Genomic DNA, 18,683 nt, shown 5'->3' with positions numbered 1-18,683 from the left:
TCGGATTATTTTATGATTTATTCAGTTTTGTCCCAGCCTGGTTTTCTTTTTGGAGGGTCATTTTCGTGTATCAGCTTTAATTATGCTAAAATAGACAACGGATTCAACCTCTTCATAAATAAGGAGGAACAGCTTACATGAAAGTTACGAGTATAAAAATGAAAAAAATATTAGAAGAACGATTTCAAAAAGACGAGTGGAAAACTACGTTTAATCGTGATAAAGATACGTTTCGAATTGAGTGGAAGGACTCAGGCAAAGGAATCACTATCACTTTGCCAAAAGTAATTGCTAAATACGAAAGCCGCGGGGAGCCTGCAGTGGACGAATTAGAGGACCACGTTGAAGAAGCCTTGCGGATTATGAATGAAACACATTCTTTAAACGGAAAAGAGAAGAACATATTTCCTGTTATCCGAGCGGGATCTTTTCCGACAGAAACAGAAGGTGGAAAGAAATTAATTTCTGCTGAACATACTGCGGAGACCCGTATATTTTATGCATTGGATTTAGGAAAGTCCTATCAATTAATTGATGAAGAAATGATAGAACGTGAAAACTGGTCTATTGAACGATTGAAGGAAATAGCCAGCTTTAATGCCCGTTCATTATCTGTTGATTTAAAAAGAGACACGGTTTATGGAAATGATTTTTATTTTCAATCTACGAGGGATGGTTATGATGCCAGTAGGATCTTAAACGAAGTTCTGCTTGAGAAGATGAAGGCGGAGTTTGAAGGAGAACTTGCCATAAGCATACCTCATCAGGATGTGATTATTTTTGCCGATATCAAGAATCCTGAAGGGTATGACATTCTAGCTCAAATGGCCATGAAGTTTTTTGCTGAAGGTACTGTACCGGTTACTTCTCTTTCCTTCTTGTACGAAGATAAAACATTGGAACCTATCTTTATTTTAGCTCAAAAAAAACCAAAGGATAAACGAAAGGAAGATTAATAATGGATGTATTTTACAACCCTAAAGGTATAGGGGATGTTTTAATAATTCCAGTGAAAGATGGGGAAAGATTGACTTCAACGTATAAAACATACGGGGATATTGTAAAAATTACTAATCAGGATGATCACTCTTTGTTAGGTTACAATATCTTTAATGCTTCCCGTTATTTTACACTTGCCGAACACGGTAAGATTGAAATGACAGAAACCTTACTGGACCAGTTGAAAGGATTATTTCATGAAAGTAACCTCGATGATGCTTTAGATTTTGATCTTTCACCTAAATTTGTAGTGGGGTATGTTAACGCCAAAGAGCCTCACGAAAATGCTGATAAGTTAAGTGTCTGTCAGGTTGATGTAGGAGACGAAACTTTGCAGATTGTCTGCGGGGCTCCCAACGTAGAGGAAGGTCAACACGTTGTTGTGGCAAAGGTTGGTGCCACTATGCCTGGTGGTATGAAAATTAAATCAGCCGAGCTGCGCGGTGTTCCTTCTACAGGGATGATATGCTCAGCGAAGGAGCTTGGTTTAAAAGATGCACCAAAAGAAAAAGGAATTCTGGTTTTAAGCGGGGAAGAGAAGCCGGGAGAGCCATTCAATCTTTAATTAGATTAGTTATACGAGCCAGAGAGTATTCCGAAATCTCCAGGCATGTTCTGAGATAGAGATCACACAGAAATTTAAAAAGCTTGAATTCGAGAAGCAAAGGGACCTTAAGTACTAAGCCCTTTGCTTCTTTTTATTTTCTTCTAAATTTTTAAATAGAATGTAAACCAAATCTATTAAAAAACCTGTTAAAATAAGAGGTACTACTAATATAAAGAGAGAAAAGGAAAGTGTGAGAATATCATGTGGAATCAATTTAAAAATAAATTTAAAGGTTTCTTTGACGATGATGACAGCCGAGAGTACAAAAAAGCACCTTACTCCACTAATGAACGGGACCGCAATGAATTAAATGCAAACACAAAGATGACCTATAGATATCCAAAACAAGGTAATTTTCGCTTTCCTGTTATACCTGATCATTCAAAGCCCATAGAAGAACAGGAAACAACTGAACGACCTTCCCGAAAGAGGGCAAGGTATTCTAGTCAAGAGGGCGATGCACCTGCTCCAAAGAGTTCTAAGAGAAGGAATCGTACTCCTTCTGAAGAACAGCGTTCGAATAAGGTCGAACTTCCGGAAACTCCGGCTGAACCATTTACACCAACAGATGTACCTTCTCCTGTATATGGATTTCACCCCCGGTCTACTCCGGCCACAAACTTTGAAGAATTACCTGATAAAGATGAAAGTAATGGGAAAACAGCAAAAATGGAACAGGCACGTTATGACGAAGAACACTGGCAGATTGTACGCCAGAGAGTTTTAGGGAAGTTACAATCAAGTAAGCAAGCTAAAGAGGAACAAGAATCAGCAGAAACAGAATCCGCAGCCGCTTCGGATTTTAAAACCGAAGCATTTGAAGAAGACAATTCGGAATTTGACGATGCCCCTTCTTCTTTAAACCGTGTTCCAGCAGATGAAGCCGAAACTGAAAATGAGATTCTCGAGGAGGAAATTGGTTCTTTCCCTGTTACTGAAGAACAACAAGATGAGGCACAGGCAGAGGTTCCAGCTGAGGATTGGATGGAAAGCGGGTTTGAACCGAAACATCAAGCTGATGAAGAAGCTGGTTTCTTCCCTGCGGTTGAAGAAAATGAAGTAGTAAAGCCGGCACCTGAGGAGGACACCAATGAAGCTGAAGTTGAATCCGGGCACCGAGCTGATGATGAGGAAGCTTATCAGGAAATAGGTGCTTCATCTGCGAGTGAACAAGAACATGAAGGGCATGTAGAAAAAACAGCTGAAGAGCAAATGGATGTTGAGGTTAAAACTAAACCCCAACCCGTAGAAAATAAGAAATCTAATAAACAGTCAAATCGAGAAAAACGAATGGAAAGGAAAAGCGTTCCATTTAATGTAGTGATGACGCCGAGAGATAAGCGCTCACGTGATCAGCAAAAAAAAACTCTAAATAAGAGTACTACCACCGAACAGGCGGAGCAACCACTTCAACAAGCGACACCTTTGCACCTTTTAAATGATAAAAAAATGAGATCCGAAGACGATGATGGCTGGATTCAGTCTCAAATGGATCTGCTGGAGAATACGCTGAGACAGTTCCATGTAAAGGCAAAGGTAGTGCATGCAATGAAGGGTCCAGCTGTAACCCGATTTGAAGTGCAGCCTGAGCCTGGTGTGAAAGTTAGTAAAATCACAAATCTATCCGATGATATTAAGCTTAGTATGGCTGCAAGAGACATTAGAATTGAAGCTCCCATACCAGGTAAACAAGCTGTAGGGATAGAGGTACCCAACCGTCAACCAGAAATGGTAGGGCTGCAGGAGATCTTTGAATCAAATGCATTTAAAAACGACCCATCTCCCTTGTCGGTAGGTCTCGGGCTTGATATTGGCGGAGACACGGTCGTGACTAATTTAAAGAAAATGCCTCACGGGTTAATAGCGGGTGCTACAGGGTCAGGGAAGAGCGTATGTATTAACACGATTCTAATTAGTATGCTCTATAAAGCCCACCACGAGGACGTTAAATTTATGCTTATAGACCCTAAAATGGTGGAATTGGCGCCTTATAATAATCTTCCGCATCTGGTATCTCCTGTGATTACCGATGTTAAAGCTGCAACTTCTGCTCTTAAATGGGCCGTTAAAGAAATGGAAGAACGCTACGAAAAATTTGTAACTGAAGGAGCGAGAGATGTAGAGCGTTACAATGAAAAAATGATCCAACAGGACCGTCGTTCAGAGAAAATGCCTTATTTAGTCATTGTAATTGATGAATTAGCCGACTTGATGATGGTTTCTCCTCAAGAAGTAGAAGATTCAATTTGTCGTATCGCTCAAAAGGCCAGAGCTTGCGGCATCCATCTGCTGCTGGCTACTCAACGGCCGTCCGTTGATGTTATAACCGGATTAATTAAAGCCAATATTCCTACCAGAATAGCTTTCAGCGTATCTTCTCAAGTAGATTCACGGACGATTATAGATACAGCAGGAGCGGAGAAGCTGTTAGGAAAAGGCGATATGCTGTTCATTGAAAATGGAGCTGGTCAGTCCGTTCGTATCCAGGGAGCTTTTGTTTCAGATGATGAAATTGAACGTGTAACAAACTATGTAAAGAAAACAGCACCGCCCAATTATTTGTTTGAGCAGGAAGAATTAATTCAGCAGGTTTCCAGTGAAGAATCAACAGACGAGCTTTTTGAAGAAGCCGTTCAGTTCGTTATTGAGCAGAATGGAGCAAGTGCATCCCTTCTTCAACGACGTTTTAAAGTTGGATACAACCGTGCAGCTCGGCTTATTGACCAAATGGCTGATTATGGCATTATATCTGAATCAAAAGGAAGTAAGCCAAGAGATATACTGCTTACATCCCAACAGGTGGAAGATATGATGGTACAATAAGAAGCAAAAGAGATGGGGACTTGTTAAAAAGTCCCCAATTTTATATGATAAAATAAGAAACCACTATGTATGAGAGAACCTATGTTTAAGGAGTTACGTCATGGAAAAAGAAATTGCTAGAAAACTCAATGGTGAAATATCGCGTTTAACGAATCAAACTTTTAAATTTGATGAAAGGGTAGCTGAAGGCTGGTTTTCAGCTGTCTATTTTTTAAAGACCAAGGAAATTGTGGAACATCATTTAAATGAAAATATTGTAACGATGCAGTTCTTTCAAAAAGGACACGCGGTTCTCTGTGGTACGGATGAAGCGATCGCACTTATTCATACGTTTTCCGATCACCCTGAACGACTTGAGATCCATTCTTTAAAAGATGGCGACAAGGTTGAACCTTATGAAACAGTATTAACCATCACTGGACCTTATCAATACTTCGGCTACTTGGAAGGGATTATTGACGGCATCCTTGCAAGAAGAACTTCTGTGGCGACAAATGTATATGACGTTGTGAAAGCAGCCAGAACATCCGGGAAACAGAAGCCGATTATTTTTATGGGAGACCGTGATGATCACTTTACCCAGCAGGCGGGAGATGGATATTCTGCATTTATCGGTGGTTCTACTGCCCAGGCCACACACGCAATGAATGAATGGTGGGGAAAAAAGGGGATGGGCACCATGCCTCATGCCTTAATTCAAATGTTTAAAGGAGACGTCGTTGCTGCAACGAAAGCCTATAAACAGCAATTCCCTGAAGATGAACTGATGGCACTCGTTGATTATAACAACGACGTGATTACGGATTCTCTTAAGGTTGCCCGTGAGTTTGGGAATGAGTTAAAAGGAGTGCGGATTGACACTTCTCGTAATTTAGTCGATAAATATTTTTTGAGAAATCAGCATCTGATGGGGACTTTCGATCCAAGAGGAGTAAACCCGGAACTTGTTTTTGCGTTACGTAGAGCACTTGATGAGGAAGGCTATCAACATGTGAAAATCGTAGTAAGCGGTGGTTTTACTGAAGACCGCATACGAGCATTTGAAGAACTCAAAGTCCCCGTGGATATGTATGGCGTAGGGGGCAGCTTGCTTAAGATCGGGATTGGTTTTACAGGGGATAATGTGATCATGAATGGGGATCACGAAGCTAAAGAAGGAAGACGTTATAAGCCTAACCCTCGTCTGGAAAAGGTTCCCTTTCTCGATGAAAACTAAAGACGAATTTCTTAGAAGCTTACTCTTTTTTGGAAACTTTCACGGGAGTAGGCTTCAGGTCGTATTACGCTTTTTCCAGCAAGGCGATCGTGTTAAAATAGGATATTGATTGTATAACAATACTGAATATGTACGAGGCAGCATTCGCATGCTAAGAAAAGTTACATATAATACTTAAAGTGTTCCACTTTATTTTGGAGGTTCAGGTTTATGACGACTTACCATTTTGTTGGTATTAAAGGAACAGGGATGAGTGCTCTGGCACAAATTCTTCATGACTCAGGAGAGACAGTTCAAGGTTCTGATATAGATAAGTTTTTCTTTACGGAAGAAGTGTTAAACGAAAAGAACATTCCAGTCTTACCGTTTACAGCAGAAAACATCGAAGAAGGCCTGACAGTGATTGCAGGAAATGCATTTAAAGATGATCACGAAGAAATCGTAAGAGCGAAGGCATTAGGACTGCCTTATTATCGCTATCACGAGTTTCTTGGTGAATGGCTGAAGAAATACACGAGTATCGCCGTAACGGGGGCCCACGGGAAAACATCTACTACCGGACTGCTCTCTCATGTTCTGAACGAGAATTATCCAACTTCTTACTTAATAGGTGACGGGACAGGAAGAGGAAGCGAGAACAGTCAGTACTTTGTTTTTGAAGCTTGCGAGTATCGCAGGCACTTCTTAGAATATTATCCGGATTACGCCATTATGACAAACATTGATTTTGATCATCCAGACTATTTCACCAGCATTGAGGATGTGTTTCAGGCCTTTCAACAAATGGCAAAGCAAGTAAAGAAGGGGATTATTGCCTGTGGAGATGATGAACATCTTCAGCATATTCAAGCAAACGTCCCTGTGTTGTATTATGGATTGGCTGATACTAATGATTTTCAAGCTCAAAATATTCACGAAGATCAAAATGGTACCACTTTTGATGTGTTTGTAAGAAATACTTTTTATGCTACGTTTACTATTCCGCAGTATGGTACGCACACTGTCCTGAATGCCCTTAGTGTCATCGCTATTTGCCATTACGAAGAAATGTCAGTAGACGAAATTAGCAGACTATCTACATTCGGTGGAGTGAAACGGCGGTTTACTGAAAAAGTATGGAACAATCAAATATTAGTGGATGACTATGCTCATCATCCAATTGAAATTAAAGCTACAATTGATTCTGCCCGGAAGAAATATCCGGAAAAAGAAGTAGTAGCTATATTCCAGCCTCATACTTTTACACGGACAAAAACGTTCCTAAAAGAATTTGCTGAAAGTCTTGAATTGGCTGATGCCGTGTATTTGTGCGATATCTTTGGGTCTGCACGGGAAAACAGCGGCAAGCTGACGATAGAAAACCTGCAGGAGCTTGTTCCTGATGCGCACATACTGGATGTTTCAGAGACCGCTCATTTAGCAGAGCACAATGACAGTGTTTTATTATTTATGGGTGCCGGGGATATTCAGAAGTTTCAACATGCCTATGAGGAAATAAGTAAAGATGAAGAGCGTGTAAATTAATTTACACGCTTTTCAATTTTATTAATTAAAAAAAAGGATTTTAATAACGAACGGCGAATATAAAATTAAAACAGAATAGTTTATAATTTACTGTTTTGGGTAAATACTAATGTGGTAAATACATATGTGGAGGAGTGTACCTTGGATATGGTTATCATCTTGTACATCTCGGCATTGATTGCCGCAGTAGCTTTTGGTGTGTTGGTTATTTTTCTGGCCAGAACACTAACAGCCGTTCGTCGTACTATGAACAATGTAGCAGATACTCTTGAGGGGGTTGAGAAACAATTAGAAGGGATGACCCTGGAGACAACAGAATTACTAAGTAAAACAAACAAGCTAGCTGAAGACGTAGGGGATAAATCTCAAAAGTTAAATACCCTCGTAGACGGAGTAAAAGGGATTGGAGATTCTTTATTAGAATTCAGCCAGTCCATACGTTCCATATCTAGAGGTTTAAGTCATTCCGCACAGGACCACAACGATTCCGCTGCACAAGCAATGAAGTGGGGTCAAGTTGCCATTAATTTATGGAAGAAATCAAAGAAAGATGATTTAAATCAAACAGGAGGTTGAGTTTAATGAGTACAGAAAAGAATCAGGTAAATGAGGAGAAACAAACAAACAGTAAAGCCGGAAGAGATTTCGTATTTGGATCTTTGATCGGCGGTGTGGTAGGAGCCGTAGTTGCTCTATTAATGGCTCCTAAATCTGGTCGTGAGCTTCGAGGCAACATTAATGAAAGCTCCAGTGAATGGAAAGCACGTGCAGGGGAGTGGAAAGACCGTGCGGTGGAATCTTCTTCTCAATTCTCTAAAAATGTTTCAGAAAAGTCGCAGGAACTTGGAGCCAAAGTAAAAGATTCTACTAAAACCTTACAGGACAAAGTAAAGGGTTCTAAATTAAGCGAAGATGAGGAAGCAGAAAAAGCTGCACAAGAAGTGGCTGAAGCCATTGAAGAAGCAGCTCAAGAGCTTGAAAAACAGCAGAGTTCTACGACTTCATCTAATATTTAATAAACAAACAGAGGCGTGTACTGCCTCTGTTTTTCTAATTCAATTTTGGAGGGATAAGCCATGGTACAAGTACTGTATGATCAAAATGAATTTGAAGTAATAAAAGATAAACAATCTTCCTTTTATTTATTAAAACATAGTTTAACGTGTCCAATTAGTGCGAACGCTTTAAAAGAGTACAAATCATTTAGTGACACCACGGATGAGCCCTGCTACGTTTTGTATGTCCAGGAATCCCGCCCATTAAGTAATTACATTCAAGAAGAGTTCAACATCCGCCACGAGTCCCCGCAAGCGCTTTACTTTAATGAAGGCAGTATTATTTGGGATGCGAGTCATTCCAACATTAACGTAAGCACGTTACAACACGCTTTAGAACAGTTTTAATGCATTATTAAAAATTTTTAGAGAAAATAATTAATGAATATCTGCTAAAAGGGTGACAACTGCTCTAATATTAGCTATAATTGTCCCTAATTATCTATGAAATTATTATAATAATTAATCCAACAAAATTTTAGGAGGATTCAATATGAGCAACCAACAATTAGATGAGCTGCGCGGTCAGCTTGAAGAGGTTAATTTGCAGCTTTTGAATTTAATCAATAAACGCGGTGATCTGGTAAAGGATATTGGTCAAATTAAAGAAAAACAAGGCATGAATCGTTTTGACCCAGTCCGCGAACGCGTGATGTTTGATCAAATTACAGAAAATAATGATGGACCATTTGAAAACTCCACAATCACTCATTTATTCAAAGAAATTTTTAAAGCCGGTCTTGAATTACAGGAAGATGATCATCGAAAAGCATTACTCGTATCCCGTAAGAAAAAACCGGAAGATACTATCGTTGATATAAAAGGGGACCGTATTGGGGATGGTAATCCTCACTTTGTTATGGGGCCGTGTGCGGTTGAAAGTTACGAACAAGTTTCACAAGTGGCTGAGGCTGTGAAAAATCAAGGTATTAAGCTGCTGCGCGGTGGAGCCTTTAAGCCTCGTACATCTCCATATGACTTCCAGGGGCTTGGGTTAGAAGGCCTTAAAATTCTAAAAGAGGCAGCAGATGAACATGACTTAGCTGTAGTGAGTGAGATTGTAAACCCTGCTGATATTGAAAAAGCCGTGGACTACCTCGATGTTATCCAGATCGGCGCACGTAACATGCAAAACTTTGAACTGCTTAAAGCAGCTGGTTCCGTGAACAAACCTGTACTCCTTAAACGTGGACTGTCAGCAACGATTTCTGAATTCATTAATGCAGCTGAATATATTATTTCACGCGGTAATGAAAACATTATCTTGTGTGAGCGTGGTATTCGCACCTACGAAAAAGCGACGCGTAACACATTAGATATTTCTGCTGTGCCAATTCTTAAACAGGAAACCCACCTGCCTGTGCTCGTAGATGTAACACACTCTACTGGACGAAGAGATTTACTTCTTCCAACTGCTAAAGCTGCATTGGCTGTAGGGGCAGACGGGGTAATGGCTGAGGTTCACCCGGACCCGGCAGTCGCCTTGTCAGATTCAGCTCAGCAGATGGATATCCCGACATTTGAAAACTTTATGGCAGAGCTGAAAAAATAATAAAAAATTAAAGTCAGGCTGACAATATAGCCTGACTTATTTTTTTGAAGTATGAAAATCCGTTATAATAGAGAAGGTATTCATAAGGGAAAATTTACTCGAATATTGCGGAACGAGTACAACTATCGTATGATTATTTTATTAACATGTCGTCAATTGAATGACGAAGGAGGAAGCAGTATGAATGTAACAATATATGATGTAGCTAGAGAAGCAAATGTATCAATGGCCACGGTCTCACGTGTAGTAAATGGAAATCCTAACGTAAAGCCGGCCACAAGAAAGAAAGTACATGAGGCAATTGAGCGTTTAGGATATCGTCCTAATGCAGTAGCAAGAGGCCTGGCGAGTAAAAAAACGACAACAGTAGGGGTGATTATTCCTGATATTTCAAGTATTTTCTTTGCGGAATTAGCGCGAGGTATTGAGGATATCGCCACCATGTATAACTATAATATTATCTTAAGTAACTCAGACCAGAATAAGGATAAAGAACTGCACCTTATCAATGCTATGCTGGGCAAACAGGTAGACGGACTGGTGTTTATGGGAGGCAAAATCACTGAGGATCACACTCGTGAATTCAAAAATGCCTCAGTTCCAGTAGCACTAGCAGCTACAATTGACGAATCTGGGGAAACACCTTCCGTGAATATTAACTATGAACACGCTGCTTATGAGACAACAGAATTATTACTGTCTCATGGTCATGAAAAAGTCGGATTTGTATCAGGACCTGAGAATACGGAAATTAATACACAAAAGCTTGAAGGGTATAAGAGAGCTTTACGCGACAAAGGAATAGAAGTTAGTGAAGAACTAATAGTAACTGGAGATTATTCATATGATTCAGGACTGGAAGCTTTTGAGCAGTTATGGGATTTGGAAGATAAACCCAAAGCTATTTTTGTTGCATCGGACGAAATGGCACTTGGAGTTATTCATGGAGCTCAGGATATCGGCTTAAAAGTTCCAGAAGACCTGGAAGTTTTTGGTTTTGATAACACCCGCCTAGCAACAATGGTACGTCCTACCTTGTCTACCGTCGTACAGCCTATGTATGATATCGGAGCTGTGGCAATGAGACTCCTGACTAAGTTTATGAACAAAGAGGAAGTAGAAGAGCAAAACGTAACTTTACCTCATCGAATTGTTGAAAGAAACTCAACTCGTAACCAATAGTGCCGATATAAATACTGTAATGGTATTTATCAATCGGGGAGAGAGTTAAATGAGTAAAAGAGATTTCCTAACTCCAATAGGTATAACTCTTGGGTTTATTATGGTGATGTTTGGTATCCTGACAAATGCAGGCTTAGATGGTGTCACTTCGTTTATGCAAGTTTCCTCAGTTGTGATTGTTCTGGGCGGGTTAGCAGCTGCATTATTAGTAAACTTTAATTTCAACGAGATTAAACTTACTTTCCGTGTCAGTAAAGAAGCATTTAAGAAGAATGATATGAATGTTCGTGAACTCATCCAGTTATTCGTACGTTTATCGGAGAGGGCACGAAGGGAAGGGTTATTAGCGTTAGAAGCAGAACTTGAAGATGTGGAAGACCCATATATAAAAAAAGGGGTCCTCCTGGCAGTGGATGGTATTGAGCCCGATGTTATCAATGATATTTTAAGTGCAGAGATTACAGCGCTTGAGGAACGTCATTACAGGGGACGTACAATTATTGAAAAAGCAGGGGAATATGCTCCCGCGTGGGGTATGATTGGTACATTGATTGGTCTTGTCTTAATGCTCCAGTCGTTAACTGATCCAGAAACATTAGGTCCCAAAATGGCTGTTGCACTCCTTACCACTTTATATGGGACCCTGCTTGCGAACCTCGTTTTTCTGCCGATGGCCGGAAAATTGGCCAACAAAACAGATCAGGAGATTTTTGCAAAGCAGATTATCATTGAAGGAGTTATAGGAGTCCAATCAGGACAAAACCCAAAAATTTTAGAAGAGAAGCTGAGCGCTTTTCTTTCTGAAGAAGATAAATTAAGGGTGGAGGCTTCCGAAAAGCAAGAAGCAGAACAGGTAAAGGAAGCTGCTAATGAAGCTTAGAAGAAGACATAGACAGAGGACCAAGGGCTCACCTAAGTGGATGACCACGTATGCTGACATGATTACGTTAATTCTAGTTTTTTTTATTCTGCTATTTTCAATGTCTCAAATAAATCAAGTGAAATTTGAAGCTGTTGCTGAGTCTTTTCGAAATCAGATGATTTTTGACTTTTATCCTTCCCCTGTAGAAAATGATAATCCGACCAACCAGTCAAAACTGGAAGAAAATGGTGAAGATACGAATGAGAATGATGAACGTATAGAAGGTTCTGATGTTCAAGCGGATGCTGAAGGGGAAAAAGAGAAATCAGAGGAAGAAGATTTAGACGAACTTTTAAAAGAAGTAGAAGATTTTCTTGCCAATAATGAATTACAGGATATTATTTCTGCTACCAGAACAGAGCAAGGGGTAGTATTAGTCCTGCAGGAAAAACTCCTTTTTGAGACAGGAGAAGCAGACATATTATCGTCTGGAGAACCGTTTTTATCAAAAGTAGGAAGCTTGCTTGAGTCTATCCCCAATGATGTAAAGATTGAAGGTCATACGGATAACCGTCCAATTTCCACGGTAGAGTACCCTTCAAATTGGGAGCTTTCAGGAGCTCGGGCGGGCAGTGTGATCCGCTTTTTAACGAACGATAATGACGACCTTCAAAGTGAGAGGCTTTCCGCAGCGGCATATGCGGATACTCGTCCAGTTGCGCCTAATGATAGTGAAGAGAATTTGCAGGAGAACCGCCGTGTCGAAATTGTGATTTTAGATGAGGACTACTCCTCTTAAATAAAAGTGACTCCCATATGTAATGTGGGAGTCACTTTTTCTATGCTTTGATAGGATATTCTTTTTACATAGAAGAATTATACCTATTCTGGTTGTGGATAAATTGCATACAGTTTTGTAGTACTTTTTTGTTTTTCTCTGTGATTTCCTGTTTTCTTGGTATGGCTTGATAGGGATCGTCAGGATCACTCCACTCCATTGGCAGTTTTACTGGGGAAAGAGGCTGCCATTCCATTTGCCAGGTTGAAGGCAGTTTGCCTGTAAATGCTTCTCCTGTAAGCATTATTTTCCAAATTTGAGCCCAAGCCCTGGGAACAACTCTCCAAATATCATATCCGCCTCCTCCTAACGCCACCCATCTGCCGTTGCAGAACTCATGGGCTAATTCGTGAGCCACTTTAGGTATTTCTTCATAAATTTTCATAGTGGAACATAGATGAGTTAACGGGTCCAGGTAGTGAGCGTCTGCCCCATTTTGTGTAATAATAATGTCGGGCTTGAAGTAGTCCACTATTCTTCTGAAAGCGTATTCATATAACTCTAGAAATGATTCATCTTCTGTAAAAGCATCGATTGGTAAATTAAAAGAATAACCATAACCTTGTTTCAATCCGCGCTCGTTCACGTTCCCTGTTCCGGGAAATAAATAGCGGCCGGTTTCATGGATGGAGAATGTGCATACATTAGGGTCGTCATAAAAAGCCCACTGGACGCCATCCCCGTGATGAGCATCAGTATCTACGTAAAGAACTTTGTAATCCGTATGCTTGCGGATATATTTAATTCCTACGGCTCCATCATTATAAATACAGAAGCCCGATGCTTTACGCTCAAATCCATGGTGAAGTCCTCCTCCTAAGTTGAGAGCGTGATCGGCCTTTCCCTCAATGACTTCATCAATTGCGCTCAGCGTGCTCCCTACGAGCAGAGAAGAAGCTTCGTGCATACCCGTAAACATAGGGGTATCTTCGGTGCCAATCCCATATTCCAGTCCTTCGTCTTCTGTCAACCCTTCACAACTGGCTCTTTTCACAGCTTCAATATATTTTGCGCTGTGAAAAAGCTTCAATTCTTCCTCAGTGGCTGGTCTCGGTTTTATGAGATGATCTTTGTTCAATACGTTTACTTTCTCTAAAAGATCTTTCGTCATCGAGACTCTAAGCTGGTTAAATGGATGGTCATCACGAAATTTATAGTTCGTGAATTCATCTGTAAAGATAAATTTAGAATCACATTTCATGAGGACATCCCCGGCATTTTAGGCCATAGTACTTCATATCCAGCCCCTTTTAAGTGTTCAATTGTGGGTAACGGATTCATAGTTTGAATACGGATAACGATAATTTTATAGTCAGAGTCCGGCTTGTAGGGATAGATAAGGACTGAGCTTATATTGACTTTACGCTTTCCAAACACTTGCATAACTTGAGGGAGCATGCCTGGTTTATTAATGACTTTTACTTCAATTTGAGAGCTTTGAACGTGGGTCCCTGTTAGTTGAATCAATGTATGAAGCATATCTTTTTCTGTTATTATTCCAACAAGCTTATCATTCTTCATAACGGGAACACATGCAATTTCATGTTCGTAAAAAATTGAAGTAACTTCTTCTACGAAATCAAGGGGATGTACGGTAATAACAGGACTCGTCATAATAGTCTCGATCGGTTTTTTCAACTGCCTGTTTTCTGATGTATCATCCAGGACTGATGGACTGGCATCGCGTACATCCCGGTCAGAAACGATACCAATCACATAGTCTCGGTCGTTTATGATAGGAATATGACGAATGTGGTTATCGTTTAATAGCTTGATTGCAGCTTCAATAGGATCAGAAGGTGTTAAAGTTAATACCTCCGTTTTCATAACTTCTTCTACAAGCATAATTAGTCCCCCTTTACTTTACGATATTGATTTCTCGTTAAAAACCTTAATTCGTCAAATTGCTCAATGGATTTCTCTGGTACATTCTTGCCGATTCGAACCATTAAGCAGTTTGCGGGATGAGAAATGATTTCGGGATCGTCTGTTGGAGAAGGGGTCAGTCCACCGGCGCCCATCATCTTTTCCATAACCCGTCGGTAATCCCAAATACTCAGCTTTGTACCTTTTAAATCCCAGTGCCAGTAGTATTCAGTAGAGATAATGATATAGTTTTCCATAAAGGGATCCTGCATGGAAAGCTCCAGTATCCTGGATCCTACCCTAAAGCCTCTAAACTGAGGCACGACTTCAATGGCTCCTAACTCGATCAGGTCTTCCATATTCCCTTCAGACCATCTTTCCATTGGGTCAGGATGAAGATAAGTCACATAGCCGATAATGGTCTGTTCATGTGTAGCTGCAATAATTCTTCCTTCATCAAAGCCTGCAATGCTTTTCAAAGCTTCAAACTGCTTACCTGGCGGTCGGAACGCATTCAAATCTTCGTGAAAAGAATATTCGCTAAGCTGTTCTGCTGATAAAGGTCCCTGGATGGTCATTGGTCCGTAATCTGTTTGAAATGTCTGCTCATTAAAAGTTTTTTTATGTTTCACAGCGTCACCACCTGTCTAAAGAAATGAGAACTTCCATAGTTTTCATTATACATGAACATAGGTTGTTTTTAAGGGGATAACTAAAGAAAACTCCAGCCCGTTTGGACTGGAGTTTAAAGGTCAACATTCATGGTTATTTAGTTGTCATCATCGGTTTCTTCATCGTCGTTATCTGATCCTTCGTTTTCAGATTCCTCATCTTCATTATTTGAGTTGTTTTCCTCAGATTCATTATTCTCGGAATCCGACTCGTTGTTACTTGAGCTTTCTTCCTCTGAGTTCTCACTATCTGATTCATTGTTTTCTGAGTTTTCTTCGCTTGACTCGTCGCCTGATTCTTCGTCATTATTTTCCGAGTTATCGTCATCAGAATCATTATCTTGGGAATCATTATTACCTGAGCCGTTGTCTCCTGAGTTATTGTTATTAGAGTCGTTACCGGAACGGTTATCGTTAGAATCACTCTCAGATTGGTCATCTTCTTGGGGTTCACCAGGATTACCTACTTCTGTTGTAGAGGAGAGGCTCGATGTTCCTCCAAAATAATCAACTGCACGAACAGCGTATATGCCATCGTCTCCCGAATAATCATAACTCGTACCTCTCGTACTCCCAATCCTTGAAAAGGAGCCGTCAGGTGAAGATGATCGATAAATTCGATAGCCTACTACATCATCACTGGAGGATTCAGACCAGCTGATAGTAGAAGAGTCGGCGGATACAGAACCGGGTGCTGACGGGGAACCGCCATCGTTATCTACTTCGCCTGAAGAAGTAGCTGAACCTTCTCCTGAAGGCAGTGCCACATTATCCCATGTACTTGAACCAGGGATTAAATGATCTAAAATATCTGAGGAATCATAATCATTTTCCTCAAGAAACTCAGGTTTAATAATTACCCCGCTGCCTTCATCTATAATAAATTCACTGGGAGTATTGTCACCTGCAGGATAAATATCCCCTTTAATATCAACGAATTCTCCATCCATTAAACTGTCATCTTCTTCTGATGGAGCAAATTCAGATATATACATGTCATTTTTAGAAAGCCCTGCGGACTCACAGAGATCTGATGCTAACAGACCAGAAGTGGCGCAGTAGGAACGATTAACAATTCCCTCGGGTTTTTCGAAGTTGCCTTCTGGGACCATTAAGTCAGGGCGTACTTCAGACACTGCATTAACAATTCTTGCCCATAACCCTGTGTTTCGCTGGCTGTACCCGCTGCTATTAAGCTGTTCCTGAAAATCATAGCCAATCCATGAACTTATCGTAACGTTAGGGTTTGTAGCTACAAACCATGCATCCTTATATTCCTGTGAAGTCCCTGTTTTCCCTGCCCAATCTACACCTGGATTGGTAAGTTGACCCGGTACAGAAGAGGCTGTACCTGAATCAAGGACATCACGCATCATATCAATGGTTAAATAGGAAGACTGCGGGCTGAAGACTTCTTCCTCGTCACTTTCATGCTCATAAAAGGTTTCGCCCTCTTTTGTCTCTATTTTTTCAATCATATAAGCATCAACAAACTTTCCGTTATTACCGAAAGTAGCATAAGCATTGGTGTTTTCTTCGATTGTTACGTCTGCAGAGCCGAGGACTAATGATGGGTTGGTATATTGTTCCTCATTTAACGTCGTAATACCCATCTTATCTAGATAGTTTTTTGCTGGGTTCTCATCGATAATCTCCATATAAGCTTTAACGGCAGGTACGTTTGACGATTCCGTAAGGGCTTGTCTAGCTGATGTAAGTCCTCCATAACCACCGCCATAGTTACTGACGTCAGTGCCTCCAGGATATTTATAAGGGACGTTAGCTAATACTGACCCCGGATGAAGTTTACCCATGTCAATACCAGGGCCATACGCGACCAGCGGCTTCATTGTACTGCCGGGAGAACGATTCGCTTGTGTAGCATGGTTTAATTGCTGTTCTTCGAAATCACGTCCGCCAATAAAACCAAAAATCTTGCCGGTAGAATTCTCAATCAGAGTACTTCCGACTTGAACTGGAATTTCTGTTTCAACCAGTTCACCTTCTTCATTTTGGAGCGACACGGTACGGTTTGCTCCGTAATTGTTGTACTCATCTTTAACTTCTTGCATGACATCATAAATTTCTTTGTCGATGGTCGTATGAATTTTGTAGCCTCCTGAGCTCAATTGTCTCTCGGCAAGTTCGTCATATTCTTCCATCAGTTCCTCATCTTCTTCTAAGTCTTCCATTGAGTCACCGTTTTCTTTGGCAAGCTGCTCTACCATAATGTCTTTTGCCCGCCTTTGTATTTCATCGGTAAGGTAAGGATATTCGTCTTTTGATTTACTTGTAGGTTCAGTTAAACTGCCGACTAAATCAAATTCAAGCGCTTCTTCGTATTCTTCGTCAGAAATATAATCGGCTTCATGCATACGGCTCAGCACGTCTTTCATTCGGTTTATACCAGGCTGTAAAGCTTCTTCAGATTTTACTTCTCCGTTGTTCAGGAACGGGGTGTAACTGAAAGGGTTCTGCGGAAGCCCGGCAATAAACGCAGCTTGAGGAATTTCAAGATCTTCGGGAGAAACGCCAAAAATACCTTCAGCGGCTGTTTTAGCCCCGGCTATGTTATCGCCATTCGCATTCCGCCCGAAGGGAACAATGTTTAAGTATGCTTCGAGAATGTCATCTTTCTCGAAAAAACGTTCCACTCTCATGGCTATAAGTATTTCTTTTGCTTTCCGTTCAAATGATACTTCATTCGTTAAGATTTGGTTTTTCACTATTTGTTGAGTAAGCGTACTTCCTCCTGTCTTAACTGAGGAGTTAGTGGCTTCCTGTACCATTGCACGCATTACCGCTTTAGGTACGACTCCGTCATGGGTGTTAAAATATTCATCCTCGGTTGCAATAACGGCATCTTTTAAGTTACTGCTAACATCTTCGAGCGCAATTTCTTCACGGTAAAGATCCGTTTGCACATCCCCGAGGAACTCTTCTTCAGCAAAATATACTTCAGAAGTTTCTTCGTAGTTGTAGATATCTTCTTCCATGTCAGCCTGACTTCGTGTCGGCTCATCTTTGACAAGTGAAGCAAAGTATCCTGCTCCAACACCACCGGCAAAAAATAAACCAATAATACCTATAATGATAAAAAATAAGATCACATTCCAGGCAACTTCATAACCGATCCTGCTGTTTTTCTGGATTTTGCCGCTTTGCCAGAGCGATTTCCAATCCACTTTATTCCGTTCTTTCTTTGGGTTGTTCGACATTGCAAAACCTCCTAATATCCACCCTATATTATAACACACGCCGTGCTTAACGGACATGATTCGATAATAAAATTTGTTGCTTTTTAATCAGTAATATGCTAATAATATAATACAGTTTAAAATGAGCGATGAATGATTGCAGTAAAAGACTATTCCCTGTGTTAGAGAGCTGACGGGTGGTGCAAGTCAGTACAAATTAGTGTTTGAAATACGGTCAGGAGCATTCTTCTGGTATGAATCGGAAGACGGTGTAGGCACCGTTATCAATTT

General features: G+C 40.6%; 16 protein-coding genes and 1 other annotated feature (1 of these 17 running past the window's edge). Of the genes, 12 read left to right on the top strand and 4 right to left on the bottom strand.

Going from position 1 to position 18,683, the window contains the following annotated elements:
* Positions 1 to 137 precede the first annotated feature (137 nt).
* The 12 genes from C1A12_RS14545 (at position 138) to motS (ending at position 12,619) form a co-directional block, all read left to right on the top strand.
* Positions 138 to 956, top strand: a complete 819-nt coding sequence (locus C1A12_RS14545; RefSeq protein ID WP_101844761.1) for a DUF1444 domain-containing protein — start codon at positions 138 to 140, stop codon at positions 954 to 956.
* A gap of 2 nt (positions 957 to 958) precedes the next feature.
* On the top strand, positions 959 to 1,564 hold the full coding sequence (ytpR, locus tag C1A12_RS14540; protein ID WP_101844759.1) for a YtpR family tRNA-binding protein: 606 nt from the start codon (positions 959 to 961) through the stop codon (positions 1,562 to 1,564).
* A gap of 243 nt (positions 1,565 to 1,807) precedes the next feature.
* Positions 1,808 to 4,429, top strand: coding sequence for a DNA translocase FtsK (locus tag C1A12_RS14535; protein WP_101844757.1), 2,622 nt, complete (start codon positions 1,808 to 1,810; stop codon positions 4,427 to 4,429).
* A gap of 100 nt (positions 4,430 to 4,529) precedes the next feature.
* On the top strand, positions 4,530 to 5,645 hold the full coding sequence (locus C1A12_RS14530) for a nicotinate phosphoribosyltransferase (RefSeq protein WP_101844755.1): 1,116 nt from the start codon (positions 4,530 to 4,532) through the stop codon (positions 5,643 to 5,645).
* A gap of 210 nt (positions 5,646 to 5,855) precedes the next feature.
* Positions 5,856 to 7,169, top strand: coding sequence for a UDP-N-acetylmuramate--L-alanine ligase (gene murC / locus C1A12_RS14525; RefSeq protein ID WP_101844753.1), 1,314 nt, complete (start codon positions 5,856 to 5,858; stop codon positions 7,167 to 7,169).
* 147 nt (positions 7,170 to 7,316) lie between these two features.
* Positions 7,317 to 7,745, top strand: coding sequence for a DUF948 domain-containing protein (locus C1A12_RS14520; RefSeq protein ID WP_101844950.1), 429 nt, complete (start codon positions 7,317 to 7,319; stop codon positions 7,743 to 7,745).
* A gap of 5 nt (positions 7,746 to 7,750) precedes the next feature.
* Complete coding sequence (locus tag C1A12_RS14515; protein WP_101844752.1) at positions 7,751 to 8,185, top strand: YtxH domain-containing protein; 435 nt, start codon at positions 7,751 to 7,753, stop codon at positions 8,183 to 8,185.
* A gap of 60 nt (positions 8,186 to 8,245) precedes the next feature.
* On the top strand, positions 8,246 to 8,572 hold the full coding sequence (gene ytxJ, locus C1A12_RS14510; protein ID WP_101844751.1) for a bacillithiol system redox-active protein YtxJ: 327 nt from the start codon (positions 8,246 to 8,248) through the stop codon (positions 8,570 to 8,572).
* A gap of 145 nt (positions 8,573 to 8,717) precedes the next feature.
* Positions 8,718 to 9,776: a bifunctional 3-deoxy-7-phosphoheptulonate synthase/chorismate mutase gene (locus C1A12_RS14505; protein ID WP_101844749.1), complete on the top strand. Its 1,059-nt coding sequence runs from the start codon at positions 8,718 to 8,720 to the stop codon at positions 9,774 to 9,776.
* A 180-nt stretch (positions 9,777 to 9,956) separates the two neighbouring features.
* The gene (ccpA, locus tag C1A12_RS14500) at positions 9,957 to 10,958 is read left to right on the top strand and encodes a catabolite control protein A (protein WP_101844748.1); all 1,002 of its coding nucleotides are present in this window, start codon (positions 9,957 to 9,959) and stop codon (positions 10,956 to 10,958) included.
* Positions 10,959 to 11,007: 49 nt separating this feature from the next.
* On the top strand, positions 11,008 to 11,838 hold the full coding sequence (motP, locus tag C1A12_RS14495; RefSeq protein WP_101844746.1) for a flagellar motor protein MotP: 831 nt from the start codon (positions 11,008 to 11,010) through the stop codon (positions 11,836 to 11,838).
* Positions 11,828 to 12,619, top strand: coding sequence for a flagellar motor protein MotS (gene motS, locus C1A12_RS14490; RefSeq protein WP_101844744.1), 792 nt, complete (start codon positions 11,828 to 11,830; stop codon positions 12,617 to 12,619). The genes motP and motS overlap by 11 nt, the downstream gene beginning before the upstream one ends.
* A 64-nt stretch (positions 12,620 to 12,683) precedes the next feature.
* On the opposite strand, the gene C1A12_RS14485 is transcribed toward motS, so the two are convergent.
* The 4 genes from C1A12_RS14485 to C1A12_RS14470 all read right to left on the bottom strand — a co-directional run bounded on the left by C1A12_RS14485 (position 12,684) and on the right by C1A12_RS14470 (position 18,413).
* Entirely contained in the window at positions 12,684 to 13,859 is a 1,176-nt protein-coding gene (locus C1A12_RS14485; RefSeq protein WP_101844742.1) for an acetoin utilization protein AcuC, read from the bottom strand.
* The gene (locus C1A12_RS14480) at positions 13,856 to 14,503 is read right to left on the bottom strand and encodes an acetoin utilization AcuB family protein (RefSeq protein ID WP_101844740.1); all 648 of its coding nucleotides are present in this window, start codon (positions 14,501 to 14,503) and stop codon (positions 13,856 to 13,858) included. The genes C1A12_RS14485 and C1A12_RS14480 overlap by 4 nt, the downstream gene beginning before the upstream one ends.
* Before the next feature lie 2 nt (positions 14,504 to 14,505).
* Positions 14,506 to 15,156, bottom strand: a complete 651-nt coding sequence (locus tag C1A12_RS14475; protein ID WP_101844738.1) for a GNAT family N-acetyltransferase — start codon at positions 15,154 to 15,156, stop codon at positions 14,506 to 14,508.
* A 137-nt stretch (positions 15,157 to 15,293) separates the two neighbouring features.
* Entirely contained in the window at positions 15,294 to 18,413 is a 3,120-nt protein-coding gene (locus tag C1A12_RS14470) for a transglycosylase domain-containing protein (protein ID WP_101844736.1), read from the bottom strand.
* Between the two features lie 119 nt (positions 18,414 to 18,532).
* Positions 18,533 to 18,683 (top strand) — a binding site (T-box leader) (it continues 59 nt past the right edge of the window).

The sequence above is a fragment of the Halobacillus sp. Marseille-P3879 genome, from assembly GCF_900240285.1.
Taxonomy (GTDB): domain Bacteria; phylum Bacillota; class Bacilli; order Bacillales; family Halobacillaceae; genus Halobacillus_A.
Note: the sequence above shows the minus strand (reverse complement) of the source record. Positions and strands in the feature narration are given on the sequence as shown.

Bases quoted from the DNA above. Each gene is read 5' to 3' on its own strand.
- ytpR (WP_101844759.1), top strand. From the start codon at position 959: ATGGATGTATTTTACAACCCTAAAGGTATAGGGGATGTTTTAATAATT.
- C1A12_RS14515 (WP_101844752.1), top strand. From the start codon at position 7,751: ATGAGTACAGAAAAGAATCAGGTAAATGAGGAGAAACAAACAAACAGT.
- C1A12_RS14530 (WP_101844755.1), top strand. From the start codon at position 4,530: ATGGAAAAAGAAATTGCTAGAAAACTCAATGGTGAAATATCGCGTTTA.
- C1A12_RS14505 (WP_101844749.1), top strand. From the start codon at position 8,718: ATGAGCAACCAACAATTAGATGAGCTGCGCGGTCAGCTTGAAGAGGTT.
- C1A12_RS14485 (WP_101844742.1), bottom strand. From the start codon at position 13,859: ATGAAATGTGATTCTAAATTTATCTTTACAGATGAATTCACGAACTAT.
- C1A12_RS14545 (WP_101844761.1), top strand. From the start codon at position 138: ATGAAAGTTACGAGTATAAAAATGAAAAAAATATTAGAAGAACGATTT.
- ccpA (WP_101844748.1), top strand. From the start codon at position 9,957: ATGAATGTAACAATATATGATGTAGCTAGAGAAGCAAATGTATCAATG.
- motP (WP_101844746.1), top strand. From the start codon at position 11,008: ATGAGTAAAAGAGATTTCCTAACTCCAATAGGTATAACTCTTGGGTTT.
- C1A12_RS14520 (WP_101844950.1), top strand. From the start codon at position 7,317: ATGGTTATCATCTTGTACATCTCGGCATTGATTGCCGCAGTAGCTTTT.
- murC (WP_101844753.1), top strand. From the start codon at position 5,856: ATGACGACTTACCATTTTGTTGGTATTAAAGGAACAGGGATGAGTGCT.
- C1A12_RS14535 (WP_101844757.1), top strand. From the start codon at position 1,808: ATGTGGAATCAATTTAAAAATAAATTTAAAGGTTTCTTTGACGATGAT.
- C1A12_RS14470 (WP_101844736.1), bottom strand. From the start codon at position 18,413: ATGTCGAACAACCCAAAGAAAGAACGGAATAAAGTGGATTGGAAATCG.
- ytxJ (WP_101844751.1), top strand. From the start codon at position 8,246: ATGGTACAAGTACTGTATGATCAAAATGAATTTGAAGTAATAAAAGAT.
- C1A12_RS14480 (WP_101844740.1), bottom strand. From the start codon at position 14,503: ATGCTTGTAGAAGAAGTTATGAAAACGGAGGTATTAACTTTAACACCT.
- motS (WP_101844744.1), top strand. From the start codon at position 11,828: ATGAAGCTTAGAAGAAGACATAGACAGAGGACCAAGGGCTCACCTAAG.